Genomic DNA, 24014 nt, shown 5'->3' with positions numbered 1-24014 from the left:
CCTTTCCTGAGGGGGAAATAAAGACGTACAGCGGTCGGAACCGGCCCGGTGGACTGTAAGGGCTGTTCACCGAATCCGGTGTTAGAAAGAGAAGGAAAAGCATGGCACAGGGCACTGTGAAGTGGTTCAACGCTGAAAAGGGCTTCGGCTTCATCGCTCCCGAAGACGGTTCCGCAGACGTCTTCGTTCACTACTCCGAAATTCAGGGCAACGGCTTCCGTACCCTCGAGGAGAACCAGCGTGTGGAGTTCGAGGTCGGCCAGGGCACCAAGGGTCCCCAGGCTACCGGCGTTCGCGCGGTCTGATTTTTCCGCTCACTCGCTGAGCGATTAGTTCGGACAGTATTTGTCCCCCATCGCATCCGTGCGGTGGGGGACAAATCTTTTCGGGCTGAGCCAGTCTTTCTCTGTCCGAGGTAATGCACGCAGCTGTCCGACCACGGCCGGTCGTCTATGCCGTCAGTACCTTCGTGGCTTACGTTTCACTCTGTGAGCCAACTGTCCTTTTTCTCTGCCGAGTCGATTCCACCTGCCGTGACGGACCTCGCCGGAATGCTGGCCGGACCGGGTCAGGTCGTGACCTCGGAGGACCGTGCCCGGATCTCGATCGTCGTGGATCGGGACTGGAGAGCGCAGGCCGTTGCCGAGTTGATCGCGCAGTGCGGACTCGGGGCCGAGGTGACGCGTAGTGAAGAAGGCAGCCCATTGGTCCGAACTCAGTCGACGCCCGCACTCCTTCCGCTGTCCGTGCAATGGACCAAGGGAGCAGTGAAGGCGGTGCCGGTCGGGTGGGTTCCTAATTCTCGCCAACTCCGAGTGTGGGCCGTCGCCGCCGGCCGACTCGAAGAAGGCGGTGAACGATTCGTGTTCGGCCTCGACCCCCATGCGAAGGAGACACACGCACCGCTGGCTCAGGCCTTGATGAGGGTTGGTATCGCGCCGACTCAACTGGGTAACCGGACACCGGGTCCGGGGCTCCGTGTGTCGGGAAAGAAGAGACTGACAAAGCTCGTCGAATACCTCGGTGAGGCGCCGAGACACGTCGACACCTCGGTCGCCTGGCCACACGTCTGACAGTGCTCATGCCGCGTGTCCGACGGAGCCCATACTGTACTGATCTGCACGAATGTCTTGCGGGTATGTCACTCTGTAAAGAGAGACACGGGGTATAACTTGCTCCACACGTCTAGTTCTGAAGATCTGCCGACGGCAGTGAACGTCCAAAGGAAGGCTCGGGCAGCAGGTGGCTAAAGCGGACAACGGCAGCGGTCAGGGAGCGTCCGGTAACCCTCGTCGCCTCGTGATCGTCGAGTCACCGACCAAGGCGCGCAAAATCGCCCCCTACCTCGGTAAGGACTACGTCGTCGAGGCATCGGTCGGTCACATTCGCGACCTGCCACGAGGCGCAGCAGACGTTCCGGCCAAGTACAAGGGCGAGTCATGGGCCCGTCTCGGCGTCAACGTCGATCACGACTTCGAGCCGCTCTATGTCGTGAGCCCGGAAAAGAAGGGCAAGGTCGCCGAACTCAAGTCTCTGTTGAAGGACGCCGACGAGCTCTTCCTCGCAACTGACCCCGACCGCGAGGGCGAGGCAATCGCCTGGCATCTCCTCGAGACTCTCAAGCCCAAGATTCCGGTTCGTCGAATGGTCTTCCACGAGATCACCGAGCCGGCAATCCGTGCTGCCGCCGAAGACACCCGCGAACTCGACACCGACCTCGTCGATGCTCAGGAAACCCGCCGCATCCTCGACCGTCTCTACGGTTACGAGGTCAGCCCGGTTCTCTGGAAGAAGGTCATGCCGAAGCTCTCGGCCGGCCGCGTCCAATCGGTGGCCACTCGCGTCATCGTCCAGCGTGAACGCGAGCGCATGGCGTTCAAGTCGGCGTCGTACTGGGACATTTCCGCGACGCTCGACGCCGGTGCAGAGGCCAGCCCGCGTAGTTTCGGTGCTCGCCTGGTCTCCGTCGACGGTTCGCGTGTCGCCTCCGGTCGCGATTTCGGAGCTGACGGAAAGCTCAAGGGCAGCGCGGTCACCGTGCTCGACGAGGCGTACGCGCGTCGTCTCGCGGAAGCGTTGCAGGGCGTCGACCTCACGGTTTCCTCCGCCGAGGACAAGCCGTACACGCGCAAGCCTTACCCGCCGTTCATGACGTCGACGCTCCAGCAGGAAGCCGGACGCAAACTTCGTTTCACGTCCGAGCGTGCAATGCGCATCGCACAGCGTCTGTACGAAAACGGCTACATCACCTACATGCGTACCGACTCGACGACTCTCTCGGAGTCGGCGATCGCTGCCGCTCGTGCGCAGGCCACCGAGTTGTACGGTCCGGAGTACGTCCATCCGACGCCGCGTCAGTACACCCGCAAGGTCAAGAACGCGCAGGAAGCCCACGAGGCGATCCGCCCCGCCGGCGACGTGTTCCAGACCCCGGGTCAGCTGCACTCCAAGCTCGATTCCGACGAGTTCAAGCTGTACGAACTGATCTGGCAGCGGACCGTCGCTTCGCAGATGGCCGACGCCCGCGGTACGACGTTGACGCTTCGCATCTCCGGCACGGCAGGCACCGGCGAGGACTGCACGTTCTCCGCTTCGGGTCGCACCATCGTGTTCGCCGGCTTCCTCAAGGCTTACGTCGAGAGCGTCGACGAAGAGGCCGGCGGTCAGTCCGACGACGCCGAATCCAGGCTTCCGGTGCTGGTCAAGGGTCAGGAAGTCACGGCCACCAAGCTCGATCCGGACGGACACAGCACCAACCCGCCCGCTCGCTACACAGAAGCCAGCCTGATCAAGACGCTCGAAGAACTCGGCATCGGCCGTCCTTCGACCTACTCGTCGATCATCAAGACCATTCTCGATCGCGGATACGTCTACAAGCGTGGCAGCGCGCTGGTTCCGTCCTGGGTGGCGTTTGCCGTCATCGGGCTGCTCGAGGTGCATTTCGGCCGGCTGGTCGACTTCGATTTCACGGCAGGAATGGAAGACGATCTCGACGCGATCGCCGGCGGCCGTGAGCAGCGTGGCAACTGGCTGAGCAGCTTCTACTTCGGCGGCGAGACAGGCGCTGAAGGTTCGGTCGCCCGCGAGGGCGGGCTGAAGAAGATGGTCGGTGTCAATCTCGAGGAGATCGACGCTCGCGAGGTCAACTCCATCCGTCTCTTCGACGACGCCGAGGGTCGCGAGGTTCACGTGCGCGTCGGCCGGTTCGGCCCGTATCTCGAGCGCATGGTTCAGAACCCGGACGATCCCGAAGGCGATCTGATCTCGCAGCGGGCAAATCTTCCCGATGACCTGCCACCGGACGAGCTCACTCCCGAGTACGCCGAGAAGTTGTTCTCGACACCTCAAGAGGGCCGCAAGCTGGGCGTCGACCCACTGACGGGCCACGAGATCGTCGCGAAGGAAGGCCGCTTCGGTCCCTACGTGACCGAGATCCTGCCCGAACCGCCGGCCGAGCCGGAACCGGACATCGTTCCCGTCACCGCTCCCGAGCCGGAAGAAATCAGTTCGGGCAGTACCAAGACTGCGGTGAAGAAGGCCGCAGCCAAGAAGGCACCCGCGAAGAAGGCTGCCAAGAAGGTCGCGGGCCCCAAGCCGCGGACGGGATCGCTGCTCAAGTCCATGGATTTGGCGACGATCACCTTGGAAGATGCGCTGCGTCTGCTGTCGCTTCCGCGCGTCGTGGGTGTCGACCCCGAATCGAAGGAAGAGATCACCGCGCAGAACGGCCGTTACGGTCCGTACCTGAAGAAGGGCACGGACTCACGCTCGCTCGCCAACGAAGAGCAGATGTTCACCGTCACGCTCGACGAGGCGCTCAAGATCTACGCCGAGCCGAAGCGTCGTGGGCGTCAGGCGTCGGCAACGCCTCCGCTGCGTGAGTTGGGCGTCGATCCGGTCAGCGAGAAGCCGATGGTGATCAAGGACGGCCGTTTCGGTCCGTACGTCACCGACGGCGAGACCAACGCCAGCCTTCGTAAGGACGACGACGTCGAATCCATTTCCGATGCTCGTGCATCGGAGTTGCTGGCTGATCGTCGTGCGCGCGGCCCGGTCAAGAAGAAGGCAGCGGCCAAGAAGGCTCCGGCAAAGAAGGCCGCTGCCAAGAAAACAGCCGCAAAGAAGGCCCCGGCAAAGAAGGCCGCCGCCAAGAAGGCTCCGGCGAAGAAGGACTCGTAAGGCTTCGTCGGTGCCGACGGTTAGGGTTTTTGCATGAGTACTGAAGTGGCCGAACGAGGTGTGTTCGGTCGGCTGGTGGGTCAGCACGACGTCGAGCAGAGCCTGCGTGATGCTGCACTGTCGGCTCGTGGCGATTCCAGCGGCTCGGAGATGACCCACGCGTGGCTCTTCACCGGGCCACCCGGCTCTGGTCGTTCGGTGGCTGCTCTCTGCTTCGCCGCTGCCCTGCAATGCACCTCCGACGGTGCACCAGGGTGCGGTGAGTGTCATGCGTGTTCGACGACGATGGGTGGAACCCATGGTGACGTACGACGGATCATCCCCGACGGCCTGAGCATCAGCGTCAAAGGCATGCGCGAGATAGTCAACATCGCTTCGCGTCGACCGACGACGGGGCGGTGGCAGGTGATCGTGGTCGAGGATGCCGATCGTTTGACCGAAGGCGCAGCCAACGCCCTCCTGAAGGTTGTCGAGGAGCCGCCGGACCGCACGGTCATCCTGCTCTGCGCGCCGACGACCGATCCGGAAGACATGTCTGTCACCCTCCGATCGCGGTGTAGGCACATGCCGTTGGTGACGCCGTCCGTCGAATCGATCGCTCAGGTGCTGATCGACCGCGACGGGCTGGATCCGGAACGGGCGAGAATCGCCGCATCGATCAGCGGCGGACATGTCGGCCGGGCTCGGCGTCTCGCCACCGACGAGAGCGCGCGCGACGAGCGTCAGCGTTCGCTTCGACTTGCCGCAGACGCGATCGGGGCTTCGACGGCGTACAAGGCCGCAGAGAACTTGGTGAAGTCGATCGAGGCTGACACCAAGGCGTTCTACGCCGAACTCAAGGAACAGGAGCTCGAGGAGCTCAAGGTTTCCTTGGGTGGTGGTGGAACCGGCAAGGGAACAGCCGGGACTCTGCGCGGATCGGCTGGTCTGATCAAGGACCTCGAAGCGCGTCAGAAATCGCGCGACACCCGGGCCCGCCGCGATCTTCTCGACCGGACGCTGATCGACCTGGCCGGCATGTACCGGGACGCGCTTTCCTATTCGCTGGGGTCGACGTCGACGGCGACCCATCCCGACATGGCTCGGCAGGCCGCCGAGTTGGCTGCACGAACGTCCCCGGAGGGGTTGCTCAAGTGCATCGAAGCGGTGCTCGAATGCCGCGAGGCCGTCGACTTCAACGTCAAGTTGCAGTGGGCGCTCGATGCGATGGTTGCCTCCATCGGAGCCGCTTTCCGACCCCCGTTTTCGCGATCCGGGGGTTGACCAGATAGACTCGCCACCGCCGAAAGGCACGCTGCCTTAGCTCAGTCGGTAGAGCATTTCACTCGTAATGAAAAGGTCGAGAGTTCGATTCTCTCAGGCAGCTCAGCCAAAAGCCCCACACCCGGAAATCCGGATGTGGGGCTCTTGTCGTTAGTTCCCAATTCTTGCGTATGTGCGGTTTATCCTGAGTTCGGCGAACACGTGCCTGAACAGGAGAGACCTCGATGTCGGATCAGAACTGGGGACCAGGCCAACCATCGCAGAATCAGCCGCCGTACGGGCAGATGCCGCCGATGCCGCCGCAGGGTTATCAGCCGCCGACGCCCGCCTATCCGTACGCAAGCTGGATCTCTCGGGTGTTTGCGTCAATCCTCGACGGCTTTGTCGTTCCGCTCCCCGGCGTCATCCTCGCGGGCATCGGAGCAGTGATCGCGTTCTCCGGATCCGAAGTGACCACATACGACGACGGCAGCGTGAGCGCTGAAGGCGGTAATCCGGTCGGGGTGATCGTCATGGTCGTCGGCATACTGGCGATCTTCTTGATCGAGGTATGGAACCTCGTCTTCAGACAAGGGAACACCGGACAGACGCTCGGCAAGAAGTGGCTGGGAATTTCGGTGATTCGGGAGTCCGACGGTGTACCGCTCGGCCCGGTGATGGCGCTGCTTCGTTGGATCATGATGGCGATCCTGGGTGGGGCATGCTTCCTCAACTATCTCTGGCCGCTCTGGGACTCGAAGCACCAGTGCTGGCACGACATGGTGGTCCGGTCGGTAGTCGTTCGCGCCCGCTAGTCGCGGCCGGGGTCTCTTACAGTGGGTGCCATGGAGTTGGAAGCGGTCACAAGTCGAAGACGCTCGCTGGCCGCACCCGTCGGTGTTGCTGCAGTGGCCGTGACGGCCGCCGCGGTACTCCACTTCCGTGATCCCCACAGCGCGGGTAGTTACGGCGTTTGTCCGATGTACGCGTTGACGGGATTGTGGTGCCCGGCGTGTGGTGGCCTTCGTGCGGTCAATGACCTGACTAATCTGGATATTGGCGCCGCAGTGTCCAGCAATGCCTTGATCGTGCCGTTTATCGCGGTGTTGGTGATCGCGTGGATCGGTTGGACAGTGCGCCGTTGGAAAGGCACGCGGGATCGCATGATCGTGCTTCGGCCGACTGTGACGATCGTGGTGCTCGGAGTTCTCGTTGCATTTACGGTTGTTCGAAACACCCCGTGGGGGAGCTGGCTCGCGCCGGCGTGACGGTAAGAGGTCGACATGGCACTGCAGGTTTTTTCGCTCATCGTTCTGCTCGGCGCGCTGATCATCCTGATTCCGACGGCACGACGTGTCTTCGGCAAGAAGGACGACGAGTAGGCCTCGACAACTGGGCCCGCGCGGCACATGCTGGCGGTATGGCTGATTCGTTGAAAGCCCGCGTCAAGGAAAAGTTGCTGAGGCAACTCGCCGAGGACGGTCGGCACCCGATTCAGGAAGCTGAGGGTGACGATCCGCGGTTGGTGTCGATCAACGATGATCTCGAAGCGTTGGAGCAGGCCGAGGAAGGCGATCCGATCGTCGAAGAACTGGCCGAGAGGTACTGGGTTCCGTGAAGTTAACCGACCGCAGTGCTCTGACCTGGCGATTTGGTGTTGTGTTGATCTTCGCGTAACTTTGTCCAGGTCAGAGCGACACGGACACCGACTCCCACCTGCGAGGGTGAGTGACACGAGGTTGTACGAAGTGCCTGGCGAACACAATCCAGTTTTTCTCACGGGGTTCCGGTTTGCGCCGGTGACTTGGTTGGGATAGGCTGGAAAAGTTGCCCCGGAGCGGCGGCCATAGGGTCGTGGTGATGGTGTGTGCGTGTTCTTTGAGAACTCAACAGTGTGTCGATGAATGTCAGTGCCAAATTTTTTTTGGTACTTCACATCCGCGAATGATCAACCGCCTCTTGGGGTTTGGTTGGTTTGTGTGTGGTGTGAGTATTTTTCGTCGGTGATTGTTCATTCTTCCGTCTGAATGGTTGCCGACACTTTTTTGCTAGTTGAGTTTTTTTGCTAGTGATTTGACTCTTTTTGTCTATGACTGATTAGCCGGCCTTCGGGTTGGTGATATCTAGAGTCTTCAACGGAGAGTTTGATCCTGGCTCAGGACGAACGCTGGCGGCGTGCTTAACACATGCAAGTCGAGCGGTAAGGCCTTTCGGGGTACACGAGCGGCGAACGGGTGAGTAACACGTGGGTGATCTGCCCTGCACTTCGGGATAAGCCTGGGAAACTGGGTCTAATACCGGATATGACCTCCTATCGCATGGTGGGTGGTGGAAAGATTTATCGGTGCAGGATGGGCCCGCGGCCTATCAGCTTGTTGGTGGGGTAATGGCCTACCAAGGCGACGACGGGTAGCCGACCTGAGAGGGTGACCGGCCACACTGGGACTGAGACACGGCCCAGACTCCTACGGGAGGCAGCAGTGGGGAATATTGCACAATGGGCGAAAGCCTGATGCAGCGACGCCGCGTGAGGGATGACGGCCTTCGGGTTGTAAACCTCTTTCAGCAGGGACGAAGCGCAAGTGACGGTACCTGCAGAAGAAGCACCGGCTAACTACGTGCCAGCAGCCGCGGTAATACGTAGGGTGCAAGCGTTGTCCGGAATTACTGGGCGTAAAGAGTTCGTAGGCGGTTTGTCGCGTCGTTTGTGAAAACCAGCAGCTCAACTGCTGGCTTGCAGGCGATACGGGCAGACTTGAGTACTGCAGGGGAGACTGGAATTCCTGGTGTAGCGGTGAAATGCGCAGATATCAGGAGGAACACCGGTGGCGAAGGCGGGTCTCTGGGCAGTAACTGACGCTGAGGAACGAAAGCGTGGGTAGCGAACAGGATTAGATACCCTGGTAGTCCACGCCGTAAACGGTGGGCGCTAGGTGTGGGTTCCTTCCACGGAATCCGTGCCGTAGCTAACGCATTAAGCGCCCCGCCTGGGGAGTACGGCCGCAAGGCTAAAACTCAAAGGAATTGACGGGGGCCCGCACAAGCGGCGGAGCATGTGGATTAATTCGATGCAACGCGAAGAACCTTACCTGGGTTTGACATATACCGGAAAGCTGCAGAGATGTGGCCCCCCTTGTGGTCGGTATACAGGTGGTGCATGGCTGTCGTCAGCTCGTGTCGTGAGATGTTGGGTTAAGTCCCGCAACGAGCGCAACCCCTATCTTATGTTGCCAGCACGTTATGGTGGGGACTCGTAAGAGACTGCCGGGGTCAACTCGGAGGAAGGTGGGGACGACGTCAAGTCATCATGCCCCTTATGTCCAGGGCTTCACACATGCTACAATGGCCAGTACAGAGGGCTGCGAGACCGTGAGGTGGAGCGAATCCCTTAAAGCTGGTCTCAGTTCGGATCGGGGTCTGCAACTCGACCCCGTGAAGTCGGAGTCGCTAGTAATCGCAGATCAGCAACGCTGCGGTGAATACGTTCCCGGGCCTTGTACACACCGCCCGTCACGTCATGAAAGTCGGTAACACCCGAAGCCGGTGGCTTAACCCCTTGTGGGAGGGAGCCGTCGAAGGTGGGATCGGCGATTGGGACGAAGTCGTAACAAGGTAGCCGTACCGGAAGGTGCGGCTGGATCACCTCCTTTCTAAGGAGCTTCTCCAATGTCAGGGTTCACACAGGTGAATTACTGGTTGGCAGAGACCGTTTCGGACACGATGTTGTCCGGCGGTTGCTCATGGGTGGATCGCTGACAAACTTGATCGTCGTACGGTTTCTCCTCTGTGGGAAACCGACGAACAATATATCGACATACTGTTGGGTCCTGAGAGAACACGCGAGTGTTTCCTCTCTAGGAAGTAACGACAAATGACTGCTGCAGTCATACCGCAAGATTTTTTTCTTGTTGGTGTCTGCGTGAGGTGGTTGTTTGTGTGTTGTTTGAGAACTGCACAGTGGACGCGAGCATCTTTGTTGTAAGTAATGAAGAGCGTACGGTGGATGCCTTGGCACCAGGAGCCGATGAAGGACGTAGGAGGCTGCGATAAGCCTCGGGGAGCTGTCAACCGAGCTGTGATCCGAGGATGTCCGAATGGGGAAACCCAGCACGAGTGATGTCGTGTTACCCGCGCCTGAATATATAGGGCGTGTGGAGGGAACGTGGGGAAGTGAAACATCTCAGTACCCACAGGAAGAGAAAACAACCGTGATTCCGTGAGTAGTGGCGAGCGAAAGCGGAAGAGGCTAAACCATGGGTGTGTGATAGCCGGCAGGTGTTGCATTCGTGGGGTTGTGGGGTTCATTTTGTCAATACTGCCGTGTTGGCCAACAGTAAGAAATCACAGGGTTAGTGGAAGTGGTCTGGAACGGCCTGTCGTAGAGGGTGAGAATCCCGTACACGAAAACTTTGTGACTGTTGTAATGGAAACCCAAGTAGCACCGGGCCCGTGAAATCTGGTGTGAATCTGTCGGGACCACCCGATAAGCCTGAATACTCCCTGGTGACCGATAGCGGACTAGTACCGTGAGGGAAAGGTGAAAAGTACCCCGGGAGGGGAGTGAAATAGTACCTGAAACCGTGCGCTTACAATCCGTCAGAGCCTTCGAGCAGTTTACTGCTGGGGGTGATGGCGTGCCTTTTGAAGAATGAGCCTGCGAGTTAGTGGCATGTCGCGAGGTTAACCCGTGTGGGGTAGCCGTAGCGAAAGCGAGTCCGAATAGGGCGAGTCAGTGGCATGCTCTAGACCCGAAGCGGAGTGATCTACCCATGGCCAGGTTGAAGCGACGGTAAGACGTCGTGGAGGACCGAACCCACTTAGGTTGAAAACTGAGGGGATGAGTTGTGGGTAGGGGTGAAAGGCCAATCAAACTCCGTGATAGCTGGTTCTCCCCGAAATGCATTTAGGTGCAGCGTCGCGTGTTTCTCACCGGAGGTAGAGCTACTGGATGGTCTAGGGGGCCCACAAGCTTACCGAAATCAGCCAAACTCCGAATGCCGGTGAGTGAGAGCGCGGCAGTGAGACTGCGGGCGATAAGGTTCGTAGTCGAGAGGGAAACAGCCCAGATCGCCAGCTAAGGTCCCTAAGCGTGTACTAAGTGGAAAAGGATGTGGGGTCGCGAAGACAACCAGGAGGTTGGCTTAGAAGCAGCCACCCTTGAAAGAGTGCGTAATAGCTCACTGGTCAAGTGATCCTGCGCCGACAATGTAGCGGGGCTCAAGTACACCACCGAAGCTGCGGCATTCACGCAATAGCCCCCCTTCACTCTGCGGAGTGTTGGGCAGGTGTGTGGATGGGTAGGGGAGCGTCGTGTGGCCATGGAAGCGGCAGGGTGACCTAGCCGTGGAGGCCACACGAGTGAGAATGCAGGCATGAGTAGCGAAAGACGAGTGAGAAACTCGTCCGCCGAATGACCAAGGGTTCCTGGGCCAGGTTAATCCGCCCAGGGTGAGTCGGGACCTAAGACGAGGCCGACAGGCGTAGCCGATGGACAACGGGTTGATATTCCCGTACCCGTGTGAACGCGCCCATGGTGAATCAGTGATACTAACCATCCTGAAGCCACGAGAAGACCTTCGGGTCTCGAGTTGGTGGATGCATGGGACCTGATCTGGTAGTAGCCAAGCGATGGGGTGACGCAGGAAGGTAGCTGAGCCAGTCAGTGGTAATACTGGTGTAAGCGTGTAGGGCGTGACCTAGGCAAATCCGGGTCGCACATAGCCTGAGACGTGATGCGTAGCCGATTGAGGCGAATTCAGTGATCCTATGCTGCCGAGAAAAGCCTCTAGCGAGCTTTCACACGGCCCGTACCCCAAACCGACACAGGTGGTCAGGTAGAGAATACTAAGGCGATCGAGATAACTATGGTTAAGGAACTCGGCAAAATGCCCCCGTAACTTCGGGAGAAGGGGGGCCCTGTCTGGTGACGACATTTACTGTCTGAGCTGGGTGGGGCCGCAGAGACCAGTGAGAAGCGACTGTTTACTAAAAACACAGGTCCGTGCGAAGTCGTAAGACGATGTATACGGACTGACGCCTGCCCGGTGCTGGAAGGTTAAGAGGACCGGTTAGTTCCTTCGGGAGCGAAGCTGAGAATTTAAGCCCCAGTAAACGGCGGTGGTAACTATAACCATCCTAAGGTAGCGAAATTCCTTGTCGGGTAAGTTCCGACCTGCACGAATGGCGTAACGACTTCTCAGCTGTCTCAACCGTAGACTCGGCGAAATTGCATTACGAGTAAAGATGCTCGTTACGCGCGGCAGGACGAAAAGACCCCGGGACCTTCACTACAGCTTGGTATTGGTGTTCGGTTCGGTTTGTGTAGGATAGGTGGGAGACTGTGAAGCGGTGACGCCAGTTATCGTGGAGTCGTTGTTGAAATACCACTCTGATCGAATTGAACCTCTAACCTCGGACCATGATCTGGTTCAGGGACAGTGCCTGGTGGGTAGTTTAACTGGGGCGGTTGCCTCCCAAAATGTAACGGAGGCGCCCAAAGGTTCCCTCAGCCTGGTTGGCAATCAGGTGTCGAGTGCAAGTGCACAAGGGAGCTTGACTGTGAGACTGACAGGTCGAGCAGGGACGAAAGTCGGGACTAGTGATCCGGCACCGGCAAGTGGAAGCGGTGTCGCTCAACGGATAAAAGGTACCCCGGGGATAACAGGCTGATCTTCCCCAAGAGTCCATATCGACGGGATGGTTTGGCACCTCGATGTCGGCTCGTCGCATCCTGGGGCTGGAGTAGGTCCCAAGGGTTGGGCTGTTCGCCCATTAAAGCGGCACGCGAGCTGGGTTTAGAACGTCGTGAGACAGTTCGGTCTCTATCCGCCGCGCGCGTTAGAAACTTGAGGAAGGCTGTCCCTAGTACGAGAGGACCGGGACGGACGAACCTCTGGTGTGCCAGTTGTTCCGCCAGGAGCACCGCTGGTTAGCTACGTTCGGAAGGGATAACCGCTGAAAGCATCTAAGCGGGAAGCCTGTTCCAAGATGAGGTTTCTCACCCCCTCGAGGGGGTAAGGCCCCCGGCAGACCACCGGGTTGATAGGCCAGAACTGGAAGTGCAGTAATGCATGCAGGTGACTGGTACTAATAGGCCGAGGACTTACCACAAAGAAGCTACGCGTCCACTGTGCGGTATCTGAAACAACACACAGATACTGATGAGAAACCCTGTTTTCTCCATCCCCCAACACCAGAAACTGGTGTTGACGGGTGGTGAAACCAGGTGATCAGAAGAAGGTTACTGTGACAGTTTCATAGAGTTACGGCGGTCATAGCGAAGGGGAAACGCCCGGTCCCATTCCGAACCCGGAAGCTAAGCCCTTCAGCGCCGATGGTACTGCACTCGACAGGGTGTGGGAGAGTAGGACACCGCCGAACACACATTAGAGAATCCCCCCAACCAGTACTGGTTGGGGGGCTTTCTCGTACCCAAAACACCCCCACCCTCACTTCGAGCGAACGGCACGTCCGTCGCCTCAGATCGACCGAACGTACCGTTCGCACGATCAAAGGGGGAGCACCCCCGCCGGCACCCCCGCATCGAGTGAACGGCACTCTCACCCTCTTAGGCGAGGGGAACGGTACGTTCACACCATCACTGAAAAGCGTGCGCTCACCACAGGTCTCGTCAGTCGAAGGTCAATCTCGACACCAACCTGCCACGGAACCCGTCGAGCGTGGCTAGGCTCGGAAGAGGTGCCCCGTGTGATCGGGCCCACCTCACCTGTGCACGCGTGATGACTACGGAGGCTTCGATGACCGATATTCTCGACCGCACCAAAATCTATGTTGATGGCGCCTGGATCGAATCCACTGGCAGCGGTCGGATCGACGTTCTCAATCCGGCTACCGAAGAGCTGATAGGAACTGTCGCCGAAGGCACTGTCGAAGATGTCGATGCGGCCGCGAAGGCAGCACGAAAGGCTTTCCCCGCTTGGTCTGCACTATCCGGCGGCGAGCGAGCCGAATATCTTTCCAAAGCCGCGGCGATTATTGCCGAACGTACCGATGATCTTGCGGCGCTGGTTTCGCAGGATATGGGCATGCCGATCGGATTCGCGAAGCCCGTGCAAATCGGAATGCCGCTCGCGAATTTGAATGCATTTGCCGAATTGGCTCGCACTTATGATTTCGACGCTCACGAGGTCGGGAATTCGCTGATTGTTCGCGAACCTGCGGGTGTTGTCGGCGCTATCACTCCCTGGAACTTCCCGCTCCACCAAGTTGTCTTGAAGGTTGGCGGTGCGCTCGCGGCGGGCTGCACCGTGGTTCTCAAGCCCACCGAGGTTGCGCCACTCATCACGTACGCTCTCGCTGACATCTTCGACGAAATTGGTTTGCCTGCAGGTGTATTCAACCTGGTAAGTGGCTACGGCCCGGTAGTGGGTGAAGCCATCGCCGGCCACCCGGAAGTCGACATGGTCTCCTTCACCGGGTCGACTCGGGCAGGCAAGCGAGTGGCCATCGTCGCCGCGGACACCATCAAGAAGGTCTCGCTCGAGCTGGGTGGCAAGTCGGCGAACGTCATTCTCGACGACGCCGATCTCGAAAAGGCTGTCACGGACGGCGTCGCAAAGTGCTTCATCAACTCGGGCCAGACCTGTTCGGCGCTGACGCGTATGTTGGTTCCCGCGGAGAAGGTGGATGAGGCAGCGGCAATTGCTGCTGCGGTCGCCGCTCATTTCCCGGTAGGTGATCCGACTCAGCCGACTTCGGTGCTTGGTCCTCTGGTGAACGCGAATCAGCTGGGACGCGTTCGCGGATACATCGAGAAGGGTGTGTCGGAAGGTGCCACCGCGGTTGTCGACGGTCGCGAAACCGGTCTGGCCAGTGGATATTTCGTCGGTCCGACGGTGTTCGCGAACGTGACCGAAGACATGACCATTGCGCGCGAGGAGATCTTCGGACCGGTCCTCTCGATCATGGGCTACAAAGACGAGGCCGACGCAGTGCGGATCGCTAACGGCACCGAGTACGGACTGGCCGGTGGCGTTTGGTCAGGTGACCCCGATCGCGCGGATCGCGTCGCACGGCAACTGCGTGCCGGGCAGGTCGAGGTGAACGGCGGCGCCTTCAACACGAATGCTCCGTTCGGTGGGTACAAGCAGTCGGGCGTCGGGCGCGAGGCCGGCACGTTCGGGCTCGAAGAGTTCCTCGAGATCAAGGCGATTCAGAGATAGTTTGTTCGAGAATGGCGATGCTCCCGTACCAAGTGCGGGAGCATCGCCATTTTTGTACCCGGATCAGGACTTGGCGGCATCCAAATGCTGAGCCGAGATGTTCGCCAGATGTGTCAGGTCCGAGGCCACGGTCGCGAACGTGTAGCCCTCCCCGAGCCGTTGTGCCGCAACCTGACCGGAAGGTGTGTGGATTCCCGCAGCGACTCCGCTGACGGCGGCAGCTTCGCGCACCCTGGTGAGCGCTGATTCGAATTCCTCGGCGACGTCCGGATCGTTGGAGTGCTTACCTCCGACGGCGATTCGTAGGTCGGACGGCCCGACGTACACGCCGTCCAATCCGGGCACTGCGCAGATCTCTTCGACGTTCGCCAGACCCTGTGGGGTCTCGATCATCGCAAATACAACGGTGTCGCGGTTCGCGTCGGCGGGAACGGGGCCGATACGGAGTTGCGAGCGCATGGGTCCGTAGGAGCGGATGCCGAAAGGCGGATACTTGGCGGCTGCCACGGCGGCCGCTGCCTCTTCGGCGTTGTTGATCAGCGGAACGATGACGCCCACAGCGCCCGCGTCGAGTGCACGGCCGATGGGCGTCGGATTGTTTGCCTCGACGCGCACCATCCCGACGGTGGACGGTGACGAGTCGATGGCGGTGAGCCCGGCGACCATCCCCGAATAGCCGATCAGGCCGTGCTGCATGTCGAGGGCAATGTAGTCCCAGCCGACGTGCGCGATCCATTCGGTCGAGATCGGGCTGTCGATGACGGACCAATATCCGAGTATGCGTTCGCGTCCTCGGATGCGTGCGGCGAATTCCTGTGCTGACATAGTGAAGAACTCTTCCTGATGAAGGTCGGGTGTTTCAGCGGTTGTAGTTGGGCATGGGGCCTCGTAGGGCGGCACCGACGAGATCACACTCTTCGACGGTCGAGGCGTCGAGTGGACCTCGCCCGATGGCCGCGATATTGGATTCGAGGTGCGTTACTTTGGATCCTCCGAGGAGCAGCGATCCGGCGACGGGCTTGCTGACCAGCCAGCGCAACGCAAGCTCGGTCAGGGAGATGCCCGACTGCTCTGCGATTGCCGTCAGTTGAGCGATCGCGTCGAATATCTGTGTGTTCCAGTATCGCTCCTTGTACATCGACGCAAGACGTGAGTCGCCGAATCGGCCGTCGGCGGGACTTTCCTCGAAGGTGTGGCGCCCCGTGAGCAGGCCCCCACCGAGTGGGTTGTAGACCATGGTGGTCAGTCCGGTCACGTCCGCGAATTCTGCGTATTCTTCTTCGATGCGACGTGCGAGCAAGTTGTAGAGCTGCTGTGCGACGATCGGTCGGGGAGCTCCGACTGTGTCTGCGGTGTAGTTGATTTCACTGATTTGCCACGCTGCGAAGTTGGATACGCCGAGTGTGCGGATCTTGCCCTCGGCAACCAGTTCCGCGACGGTGGTGAGAGTTTCGGTCAGCGTGACGGTTCGGTCCGGCTGATGGAGATAGAACAGGTCGACGTAGTCCGAGTCGAGTCTGCGCAGACTTCCTTCGATGCTTGCTCGGAGTCCCTTTGCCGAGAGTGGGCTGTTGTCACCGGCATCGGGGTGTGGCATTCCCGCCTTGGTGGCCAGAGTGACGGAATCGCGTCGGCCGTGGAGCAGTTTTGCCAGCATGCGCTCGGACTCGCCGCCCGCATAGCCGTTCGCCGTGTCGATGTGTGAGATTCCGGCGTCCAGTGCTGCGTCGAGCACCGATCCGGCACCCGATATGTCGACCGTATCTCCGAAGGTCATAGTGCCGAGCACCAGTTTCGGAAGCTTGAGTGGGGCGGTCATCAGGCAACTCCTCGTGATTCGGTCTGCTTGGCTAGCAAGTTTTTGGACAGTGCGGCCACTACGTGGCGTGGTTTGATCCCCACCATCGTTGTGGGGTCGAGGGCCGCGCCACGTAGTGCGCGGGTGTACGGCTCGCGGGGGCTGGCGAGAACTGTTTCTGTGGAACCGGATTCGACGATGGTTCCTTTCGACATCACGACTACGGTTTCGCTGATTTCTCGGACGACGCCCAAGTTGTGTGAGATGAAAACGTACGTCAGACCGGTATCGGCCTGAATTTCACGTAGGAGCTCGAGTACCTGCGCTTGCACCGACACGTCGAGAGCGCTGGTCGCTTCGTCGCAGACCAGGATCTCGGGTCCGCTGGCAAGTGCACGAGCAATTCCGATGCGCTGACGTTGGCCTCCTGAGAACTCCGCCGGACGCCGGTGTAATGCCGAGCTGGGAAGGCCAACGCGATCGACGAGTTCTGCTGCTGCCTTGGCGCGTTCAGACTTGCTCCGAACACCTTTGAGGCGCAGTGGTTCTCCGATGATGTCCTCGGCAGTCAGATGGGGGTCCAGCGATCCGTACGGATCTTGGAACACCATTTGAACGCGAGAGCGGTAGGGGCGCAGTGACTTCTCCGACATCTGCGCGATGTCATTGCCGTCGACGAGAATGCGTCCACTGGTCGGTGTGAGGAGTCGGACGATAGATCGAGCGATTGTCGACTTGCCACATCCGGATTCGCCGACGATGGCCAGGGTCTTGCCCTTTTCCACCGAGAAGCTCACAGCATCCACGGCTCGGAAAACTCCGTCGGGAACCGGATACTCGACAACGAGATCTTCGACGGCGAGAAGTGGCGTTTCGTGGGGGTTCATGCCGAGGCTCCGATCTGTGTTGAACGGGCGGGGTCGCCATCCCAAGGCCCCAGGTGCGGTATGGCGTCGAGAAGCTTTTGTGTGTAGGCGCTTTGCGGTGAGTCGACGAGAACGTCGGCGTTACCGGTCTCGACAAAACGTCCGTCCTTCATCACGTAGATGCGATCGGATACGAGTCGGGCGACTCCGAGGTCGTGGGTGATGACCAGCATTCCGATCCCGGTGCGTTCCTGCAATTCGAGCAATAGATCCAGAATCCCGGCCTGAACGGTTACGTCCAGTGCGCTGGTGGGTTCGTCGGCCACGATCAGTTCGGGGCCGGCAGCAAGAGCGCCGGCGATCAGGACGCGCTGCAACATTCCACCCGACAGTTGATGCGGGTACTTGTCGAGTTGCTGATCCGGATACGGAATGCGTACCTGCTCGAGCAGTTGCACTGCCCGCTCGATTTGTTGCTTCTTCGCGGTCACACCGCTGTGGCGCACTGCTTCTCGAAGTTGGCTGCCGATGGTGTGGACGGGACTCAGAGCCGTCATCGGGTCCTGGGGGATGAGCGCGATGTGTTTTCCGCGAATATCGTTCAGGATCTTCGTGTTTCCGAGAATGTCCTGACCCTTGAACACGGCTTTCCCGGAAAGAACCGCAAGATCGTCCGGAAGCAGTCCGAGAATCCCCATGGCTGTCGTCGACTTTCCGGAGCCGGATTCACCGATGATGGTGACGGTTTCACCGGCGTCGATGCAGAAGGACACCCCGTCGACGGCTCGGATGACGCCGTTCGCCGTGACAAGTTCGATCTGGAGATCGTCGACCCGTAGTAGATTTCCCATGTCTCACGCCTTCGCTTTCTGGGCGCTGCCACGCCCGAACAGGCTTGCGCCCAGTCGTTTCGAACCTGCAGGACGATCGCGCAGACCATCGCCGAGTAGGTTCACTCCGACGACCAGCAGCACGATCATCAGACCGGTCAACGTGACGATCCACCATGACGTGGTGATGTAGTCCTGGCCGTCGGCGATGATTCGTCCCCAGGTAGCGAATGGACGTTGCGGTCCGGCGCCGAGGTAGCTCAACGAACTTTCCAGCAGTACGGCCTGCGCGAGCAGCAGCAGGACGACGAGCGATGCCTGCTTGACGATGTTGGGAATGACGTGACGAAGCAGGATGGCCATGCGGGTAAGTCCGAGGACTCGAGCTGCAGCTACGTAAGGCTTTTCGCGTTCGACGAGTACCAATGAGCGAGTCAACCGTGCGACTTCGGGCCACTGTGCGATCGCGATGACAAACGTGATGACGGGAATGGACGGGCCGAACAGCGCAACAACGAGAAGCAGCATCATCAGCAGAGGCAGAGAAAGCTGTGCTTCGAGTAGGCGGGAGATCACGGTGTCGACCCAACCACCGAAGTACCCCGCGGCGGATCCGGCGACGATGCCGATGACGCCGGAGACGATCACGGCGAGAATACCGATCGTCAGAGACACCTGGCCGCCGTGCAGGATCCGTGAGAGCAGATCTCGTCCCAACTGATCGGTGCCGAACAGATGGCCGTCGGTGAGGGGCGGTAGCCGTCGACTGCTCAGGTTGGTCTGGTTCGGATCTGCAAGGGGGAGCAGCCCGGCCAATGCAACAGGAAGAATCACCAGGAGCGCGCAGATCGAGCCGGCCCAGATCTTGACTCGGCTGTCTCGCTTACGGCGCGTGGCTCCGGCGCGTGCGAAGTCTGCCTCGGTGACCGCGCTGGCGCGCGGAGTTGTTGGAGGTTCCAAGACGGTAGTCATCAGTTGGCGCCCTTTCCGAGTCGCACGCGTGGATCCAGGAGGGGGTAGAGGAGGTCCACTGCCAGTTGCACGAGCACTGCGAGAACCGCGGTGACAAGCACGGTGGCCTGGATGAGCGGGTAGTCGCGAGTCTCGAGTGCGCGGACCACCAGCGAGCCGACACCAGGCCAGGCGAACACGACCTCGACCACCACGACGCCGTTCAGCATTCCGGCGAATCTGGTGCCCAGCGCGGTGACGATCGGAATCGCCGAATTACGCATCGCATATCGCCAGGTGAGTTCGCGTTCCGATACTCCGCGAGAACGTGCGACCGTGATGTACGGAGAAGCGAAGGCCGAGACCATTTCGCGTCGAACCATCCGGGAGATCAACGCGATCTGAAGGATGGCGATGGTGACGGTGGGCAGGATCAACGACGGCCATGTGGTGAAACCGGCTGCCGGGAGTACTGGGATCAAGACCGCGAAGATCGTCACCAGCATCAGGCCGCTCCAGAACTCCGGCATGGACTGCCCGCCGACGGCTACGACGTTCGCACCGAGTTCACGTCTGGTGTCCGCGTGACGGGCCATCCACACGCCCAGCGGAATCGAGAGCACGGCGGTCAACAGAATGGAGCTGACGGCAAGGGTGATGGTGTACGGGAGTCGGCCGAGGACAACGTCCATGGCCGGCGCCTGGAACGAGTACGACGTGCCGAGATTCAGGTGGACGAGGTCCCACAGGTAGATCAGGTATTGGGAGAACACCGACTTGTCCAAGCCCATGTCAGCACGGATCTGTGCGAGATCCTCGGTGCTGGCCAGAGGTCCGGCCAGGGCGTAGGCAGGATCGCCGGGTGCCATTCGGATCAGGACGAACACTGTTGTGAGCGTGAGGAAGATCGTCAAGGCGCTCTGTGCCAGACGTTTGAGCACGTATTTGACGGTCGGGCTGATCCTTGTGCGTCGACGCGGAGAGATTCCGAGAGCGGTTTGCGGTTTCGGAGCGGTGAGAGTCATCGCCTCAGGCCTCCAATCGGACGGCGCCGAGGTCGTAGGAGTTGATTGGGGTCAGTGAAACATTTTGTACACGAGTGCGTTTCGCAAGGAGTGCGTTGGGTACGAAGCTCCACAGGCAAGGCCAGGTGTTCCAGATGTCTTGTTGTGCGGCGTCGAGTAGAGCGGCGCGCTTGGTCGGGTCTGGTTCACTGGATGCGGCTTGGATCTTCGCGGTGATTTCGGGGAAGACGTACCCGTGATAGGTGTCGCGAGTTGCTTCCTTCTCCGCTGTGCCGGCGTACATCCCCTGCAACGTGGTCAGTGCAAGTCCGGTCTGGTTGCCGTAGCCGTTGCCCAGCACATCCCAGTCGCCGGTCTTGCCCTGGCGCCAGGACGAGATGTCACCGCCCGGTTCGAACTGCTGGAGTTTGACGCGTACTCCCACGGCCTTCATCATTTCGAGTACCGATTCCATCACCGAGACGTCGTTGGTGAACTCTCCGGTTTCCCAGATGAAGGTGAGTTCGAGGTCGTCGGCACCTTCGGCCTCGAGCATTTGCCGCGCTTTCCGTGGATCATATTGGTAAGTACCGGTTTTCACGGCTCCGTCCAAGGTCGACGGTGCGGGGCCGGTGGCCGGGACTGCGGAACCGATCAGCACGTCCCGAGCGAGTGACTCACCGTCGATGGCATACGTGAGAGCTTCTCGGACACGCGGATTGGACAGTGGGTGATCGGCGGGCTTGCGGAAGTTGAAGAACAGTTGGTTGATGCGTGTGCTCGGTACTGTGTCCACCTGGACACCAGGCAGATCGGCGAGTTGTTCGGCGGAATCGGGACTGATCGAGTCGATGACGTCGACCTCGCCGCTCCGAAGCGCGACGACGCGGCCGGCCTCTTCGGGAATGAAGCGGACCTGAACACGACGAACGCCGGGGGCCGGGCCCCAGTAGTTGTCATTGGCGACAAGTGTGTAATCGCCGGTGCCCCGGTTCGATTCGCTGACGACGAACGGTCCCGACCCGATTCCGCTCTGCAGTTCGTTGGGTTCGTTGGCAGCGGCCGGGGTGATCAAGATGTTGGACATGAGCGAGTCCAGAACCGGCACCGGGGAATTCGTCCGAAGGATGAAGGTGCGATCGTCGATGGGGACGACCGTCGGCCACTCGGGGAACTGCGGTGCGACAAACGATCCGCTGACCTGCTGGTACATCTGCATTGCCGTCGTGACGTCGTCGATCAGCACAGGTGTGCCGTCGGAGTAACGGATGCCCTCGCGGAGTCGAACCGTCCACTCGGTCGGGCCGGTCGATTCGAACCTGTCAGCGAGAACGAGTTGCGGTGTCAGATTGTCGCCGATCCGGGTGAGACCTTGTCTGACGCCACGTTGAGCCGTGACTGCTGCGTCGAATTGATTGAGTTTGTTGTCGAGGCTGACGAGCGAGCGGTTGAGCCCGAGCACCAGGGTGTCCTGTGTCGGTTTCCCGGTAGGGCCGGCGCACGCGGCAGTCGTGCCCAGAAGCGTTGCGCCACCGATCAGCCCGGTGAACTGCAGAAAGGATCGCCGGGAGAGCTGTGGTGTTCGCAAACGAGTATTGGTCATCGGTGACCTTTCGATCCTGACGGGGCAGCGTGGGGGCGACGCTCCGAGCGGACTGTTGGTGAACAATCGCGTCGGGCTCTCGCTTGTAACTCAGCTCACAATGGCACTGTTGCGCACTTCGCGCAAGTCCCGTAACTTCGATTGCGTACTTCGCGCATCGGTTGCGATGCTGTGCATACTCGATTCAGACCGAAAGGGGGTCGAGGAATTCGATGAAACCACTGGTAATCATCGCTGATGATCTTTCCGGAGCAGCGGAGTCGGCCTCAGGATTTCTGCTCCGCAGTTCGGGCATATCGCTTCGGCTCGGCCCAGATGCGCCTGACGGATCAGGAGTGACGGTTTTCGATCTGCACTCACGGCGATCCGACCCCGCCAGAGCCTCTCGGGACGTGAGATCAGTTCTGCAATCGTCTGACGGCTCCGAGATCGTCAAGAAGATCGATTCCCTGCTCAGGGGCAACATAGCAGCGGAGGTTGGAGAACTCTCCCGCGACGGATCCCCGGTCATCGTCGCCGCCGGACTGCCCAGACAAGGGCGCACGGTGCAAGACGGCGTGGTGTTGGTCGATGGGGTTGCGTTGCACTCCACCGACCTGTGGCGCGCGGAGTCGAAGCCGACTCCTCGGTCGATTGCAGAGGCGCTCGGCCCGTCGGCAATCACTTCTGGCGTATCGCTGGATGACATTCGCTCCGGTCGTTTGATCCAGGTTCTTGCGTCGATCTCAGAAGCCGGGTCGGTGGCGATCTGCGACGTCGAGACCGAGAGTGATCTGGAACTGATTGTGGCTGCAGCACAGGAGGTTCGGGGTTCTCGATTGGTAGGAACCTCGGCGCTCGCGATGGCAGTGGCACGACGAAGAACCGTGCAGTCACCCGTCGCGTGCCCATCTCTTCGTGATTCTCGATTTACCTTGGTCGTCGTGGGGACGGCGGATGCGTCTGCCGGGGACCAAGTGGCATTGCTTCGGGATTCAGGGGCGCATCATATCGAAGTGAACAGTGCTGAGCTGCTGGCGCATTCGGTCGATCCGCTTCCGATTCTGAACGCACTGGATCGCGGAAACGTCGTGGTTTCGGTAAGTGGACCTGTCGTGCCTGCAGAATCCGTCCACCTCGTTTCGGCTCTCGCCGATCTGATCGCTGCCGTCGATGCAGGATTCTCCCACGACGAGTACCCGATCGACCTGGTACTTACCGGTGGCGAAACCGCGCGCAGCGTTCTCGACCGCCTGCGGATCGACACGCTGTCACCGATTTACGAAATCGAACACGGCGCCGTACTTTCCGTCGATCGCACCGGACGGTACATCGTCACGCGGCCAGGCAGTTTCGGGAATGCACACAGTCTTTTCTCCATAACGAAGTTTCTCGCGCACCCCACCCCGGTCGCCGCTCCGGACAGTCCACCTTCAGTTACTCCTTCAGACAACGAGGTCAATCCCATGTCAATCGAATCCACTCCACTGCCGCTGATTGCTGTCACGATGGGCGACGGCGCCGGCGTCGGACCGGAAGTGATCGTCCCCGCACTCCTCGACGCCGAAACGAGAAAGCGTTGCCGCCCTGTTGTTGTCGGCGACGCGAAGCGTTTGCGATCGGCTGCCACGGTGCTCGGAATCGACGTCGACGTGGTCGCGATCGAGGAGATCAAGGATGCTGAATTCATCGATGGACGGATCAACGTCATCGACCTGGACTTGCTACCCGAGGATCTCGCCTGGGGTGAACTGTCGGCAGTCGCGGGGGATGCGGCCTATCAATATATCCGCGTCGCAAGCGAACTCGCCGTACACGGTGAAGTCCAGTCGATCTGCACGGCGCCGCTGAACAAGGAAGCGCTGCATGCGGCAGGACACATCTATCCCGGACACACGGAATTGCTTGCGCACCTGACCGGTACCGAGGAGGTGTCGATGATGTTGTCGACCCCCAAGCTCAAGGTGATTCACGTGACCACTCACATCGGACTGCTCGATGCAGTTGCCAGGATCGAGCCCGGCCTGGTCGAGAGGACCATTCGTCGAGGTCACGAAGCTTTGGTGCGCACGGGCAATCCATCTCCGAAAATCGGCGTGTGCGGGATCAACCCGCATGCGGGGGAGAACGGGCTTTTCGGGTACGGAGAGGAAGAGCAGAAGATCATTCCCGCCGTCGAACTCTTGAAGGCAGAAGGAATCGACGTCCACGGCCCACTGCCGGCGGACACGGCATTCTTCCTCGCTGGACGTGGGGACTACGACTTGATCGTTGCGATGTACCACGATCAGGGGCACGGCCCGGTCAAGGTTCTCGGGATCGAGGCCGGCGTCAACATCACCGTCGGGTTACCTGTCATCCGTACCTCCGTCGATCACGG

At 60.1% G+C, this 24014-nt stretch carries 16 protein-coding genes, 1 tRNA gene and 3 rRNA genes (1 of these 20 running past the window's edge); 13 read left to right on the top strand and 7 right to left on the bottom strand.

Annotated elements, in window-relative coordinates; all coding sequences use genetic code 11:
* Positions 1-101 precede the first annotated feature (101 nt).
* The 12 genes from G4D79_RS02615 (at position 102) to G4D79_RS02560 (ending at position 14603) form a co-directional block, all read left to right on the top strand.
* On the top strand, positions 102-305 hold the full coding sequence (locus tag G4D79_RS02615) for a cold-shock protein (protein WP_003946117.1): 204 nt from the start codon (positions 102-104) through the stop codon (positions 303-305).
* 183 nt (positions 306-488) lie between these two features.
* On the top strand, positions 489-1073 hold the full coding sequence (locus tag G4D79_RS02610) for a hypothetical protein (RefSeq protein WP_180279538.1): 585 nt from the start codon (positions 489-491) through the stop codon (positions 1071-1073).
* Positions 1074-1242: 169 nt separating this feature from the next.
* Entirely contained in the window at positions 1243-4179 is a 2937-nt protein-coding gene (gene topA, locus G4D79_RS02605; protein ID WP_003946104.1) for a type I DNA topoisomerase, read from the top strand.
* A 33-nt stretch (positions 4180-4212) separates the two neighbouring features.
* Positions 4213-5442: a DNA polymerase III subunit delta' gene (locus G4D79_RS02600; protein WP_214514219.1), complete on the top strand. Its 1230-nt coding sequence runs from the start codon at positions 4213-4215 to the stop codon at positions 5440-5442.
* Positions 5443-5472: 30 nt separating this feature from the next.
* Positions 5473-5545, top strand: a tRNA-Thr gene (locus G4D79_RS02595).
* 121 nt (positions 5546-5666) lie between these two features.
* On the top strand, positions 5667-6236 hold the full coding sequence (locus G4D79_RS02590; protein ID WP_021342696.1) for an RDD family protein: 570 nt from the start codon (positions 5667-5669) through the stop codon (positions 6234-6236).
* Between the two features lie 30 nt (positions 6237-6266).
* Entirely contained in the window at positions 6267-6689 is a 423-nt protein-coding gene (locus tag G4D79_RS02585) for a DUF2752 domain-containing protein (protein WP_007732476.1), read from the top strand.
* Between the two features lie 152 nt (positions 6690-6841).
* Positions 6842-7039 (top strand): hypothetical protein, encoded by a 198-nt coding sequence (locus G4D79_RS02580; RefSeq protein ID WP_003946112.1) that lies wholly within the window; start codon positions 6842-6844, stop codon positions 7037-7039.
* 514 nt (positions 7040-7553) lie between these two features.
* A 16S ribosomal RNA gene (locus G4D79_RS02575) occupies positions 7554-9071 on the top strand.
* Positions 9072-9397: 326 nt separating this feature from the next.
* Positions 9398-12531, top strand: a 23S ribosomal RNA gene (locus G4D79_RS02570).
* A 153-nt stretch (positions 12532-12684) separates the two neighbouring features.
* A 5S ribosomal RNA gene (gene rrf / locus G4D79_RS02565) occupies positions 12685-12801 on the top strand.
* Together the 16S, 23S and 5S rRNA genes form the textbook arrangement of a ribosomal RNA operon.
* A 377-nt stretch (positions 12802-13178) precedes the next feature.
* Complete coding sequence (locus G4D79_RS02560; protein WP_007732506.1) at positions 13179-14603, top strand: aldehyde dehydrogenase family protein; 1425 nt, start codon at positions 13179-13181, stop codon at positions 14601-14603.
* Between the two features lie 63 nt (positions 14604-14666).
* Here G4D79_RS02560 and G4D79_RS02555 read toward each other — a convergent pair whose 3' ends face one another.
* From G4D79_RS02555 to G4D79_RS02525, 7 genes are read right to left on the bottom strand one after another with little or no spacing between them, the layout of a single operon-like run.
* The gene (locus tag G4D79_RS02555) at positions 14667-15428 is read right to left on the bottom strand and encodes an HpcH/HpaI aldolase/citrate lyase family protein (protein WP_007732505.1); all 762 of its coding nucleotides are present in this window, start codon (positions 15426-15428) and stop codon (positions 14667-14669) included.
* Positions 15429-15462: 34 nt separating this feature from the next.
* Positions 15463-16422 (bottom strand): aldo/keto reductase, encoded by a 960-nt coding sequence (locus G4D79_RS02550; protein WP_214514218.1) that lies wholly within the window; start codon positions 16420-16422, stop codon positions 15463-15465.
* On the bottom strand, positions 16422-17288 hold the full coding sequence (locus tag G4D79_RS02545; RefSeq protein ID WP_099699071.1) for an ATP-binding cassette domain-containing protein: 867 nt from the start codon (positions 17286-17288) through the stop codon (positions 16422-16424). The genes G4D79_RS02550 and G4D79_RS02545 overlap by 1 nt, the downstream gene beginning before the upstream one ends.
* Positions 17285-18118, bottom strand: coding sequence for an ABC transporter ATP-binding protein (locus G4D79_RS02540; protein ID WP_053062092.1), 834 nt, complete (start codon positions 18116-18118; stop codon positions 17285-17287). Before G4D79_RS02540 ends, G4D79_RS02545 begins: the two co-directional genes overlap by 4 nt.
* Before the next feature lie 3 nt (positions 18119-18121).
* Complete coding sequence (locus G4D79_RS02535) at positions 18122-19069, bottom strand: ABC transporter permease (protein WP_003941426.1); 948 nt, start codon at positions 19067-19069, stop codon at positions 18122-18124.
* Positions 19069-20073 (bottom strand): ABC transporter permease, encoded by a 1005-nt coding sequence (locus G4D79_RS02530; protein ID WP_180279729.1) that lies wholly within the window; start codon positions 20071-20073, stop codon positions 19069-19071. The genes G4D79_RS02535 and G4D79_RS02530 overlap by 1 nt, the downstream gene beginning before the upstream one ends.
* A 4-nt stretch (positions 20074-20077) precedes the next feature.
* Positions 20078-21655: an ABC transporter substrate-binding protein gene (locus G4D79_RS02525; RefSeq protein ID WP_007732494.1), complete on the bottom strand. Its 1578-nt coding sequence runs from the start codon at positions 21653-21655 to the stop codon at positions 20078-20080.
* Positions 21656-21867: 212 nt separating this feature from the next.
* On the opposite strand from G4D79_RS02525, the gene pdxA reads away from it, so the two are divergent.
* A protein-coding gene (gene pdxA / locus G4D79_RS02520; protein ID WP_099699070.1) for a 4-hydroxythreonine-4-phosphate dehydrogenase PdxA crosses the window boundary here: on the top strand, positions 21868-24014 show its 5' portion. The gene runs 106 nt beyond the window's last position; the window shows 2147 of its 2253 coding nt (coding positions 1-2147); its start codon is at positions 21868-21870; the stop codon falls past the right edge of the window.

This window comes from Rhodococcus sp. WY5, assembly GCF_018588185.1.
Lineage (GTDB): Bacteria > Actinomycetota > Actinomycetes > Mycobacteriales > Mycobacteriaceae > Rhodococcus_F > Rhodococcus_F qingshengii.
Note: the sequence above shows the minus strand (reverse complement) of the source record. Positions and strands in the feature narration are given on the sequence as shown.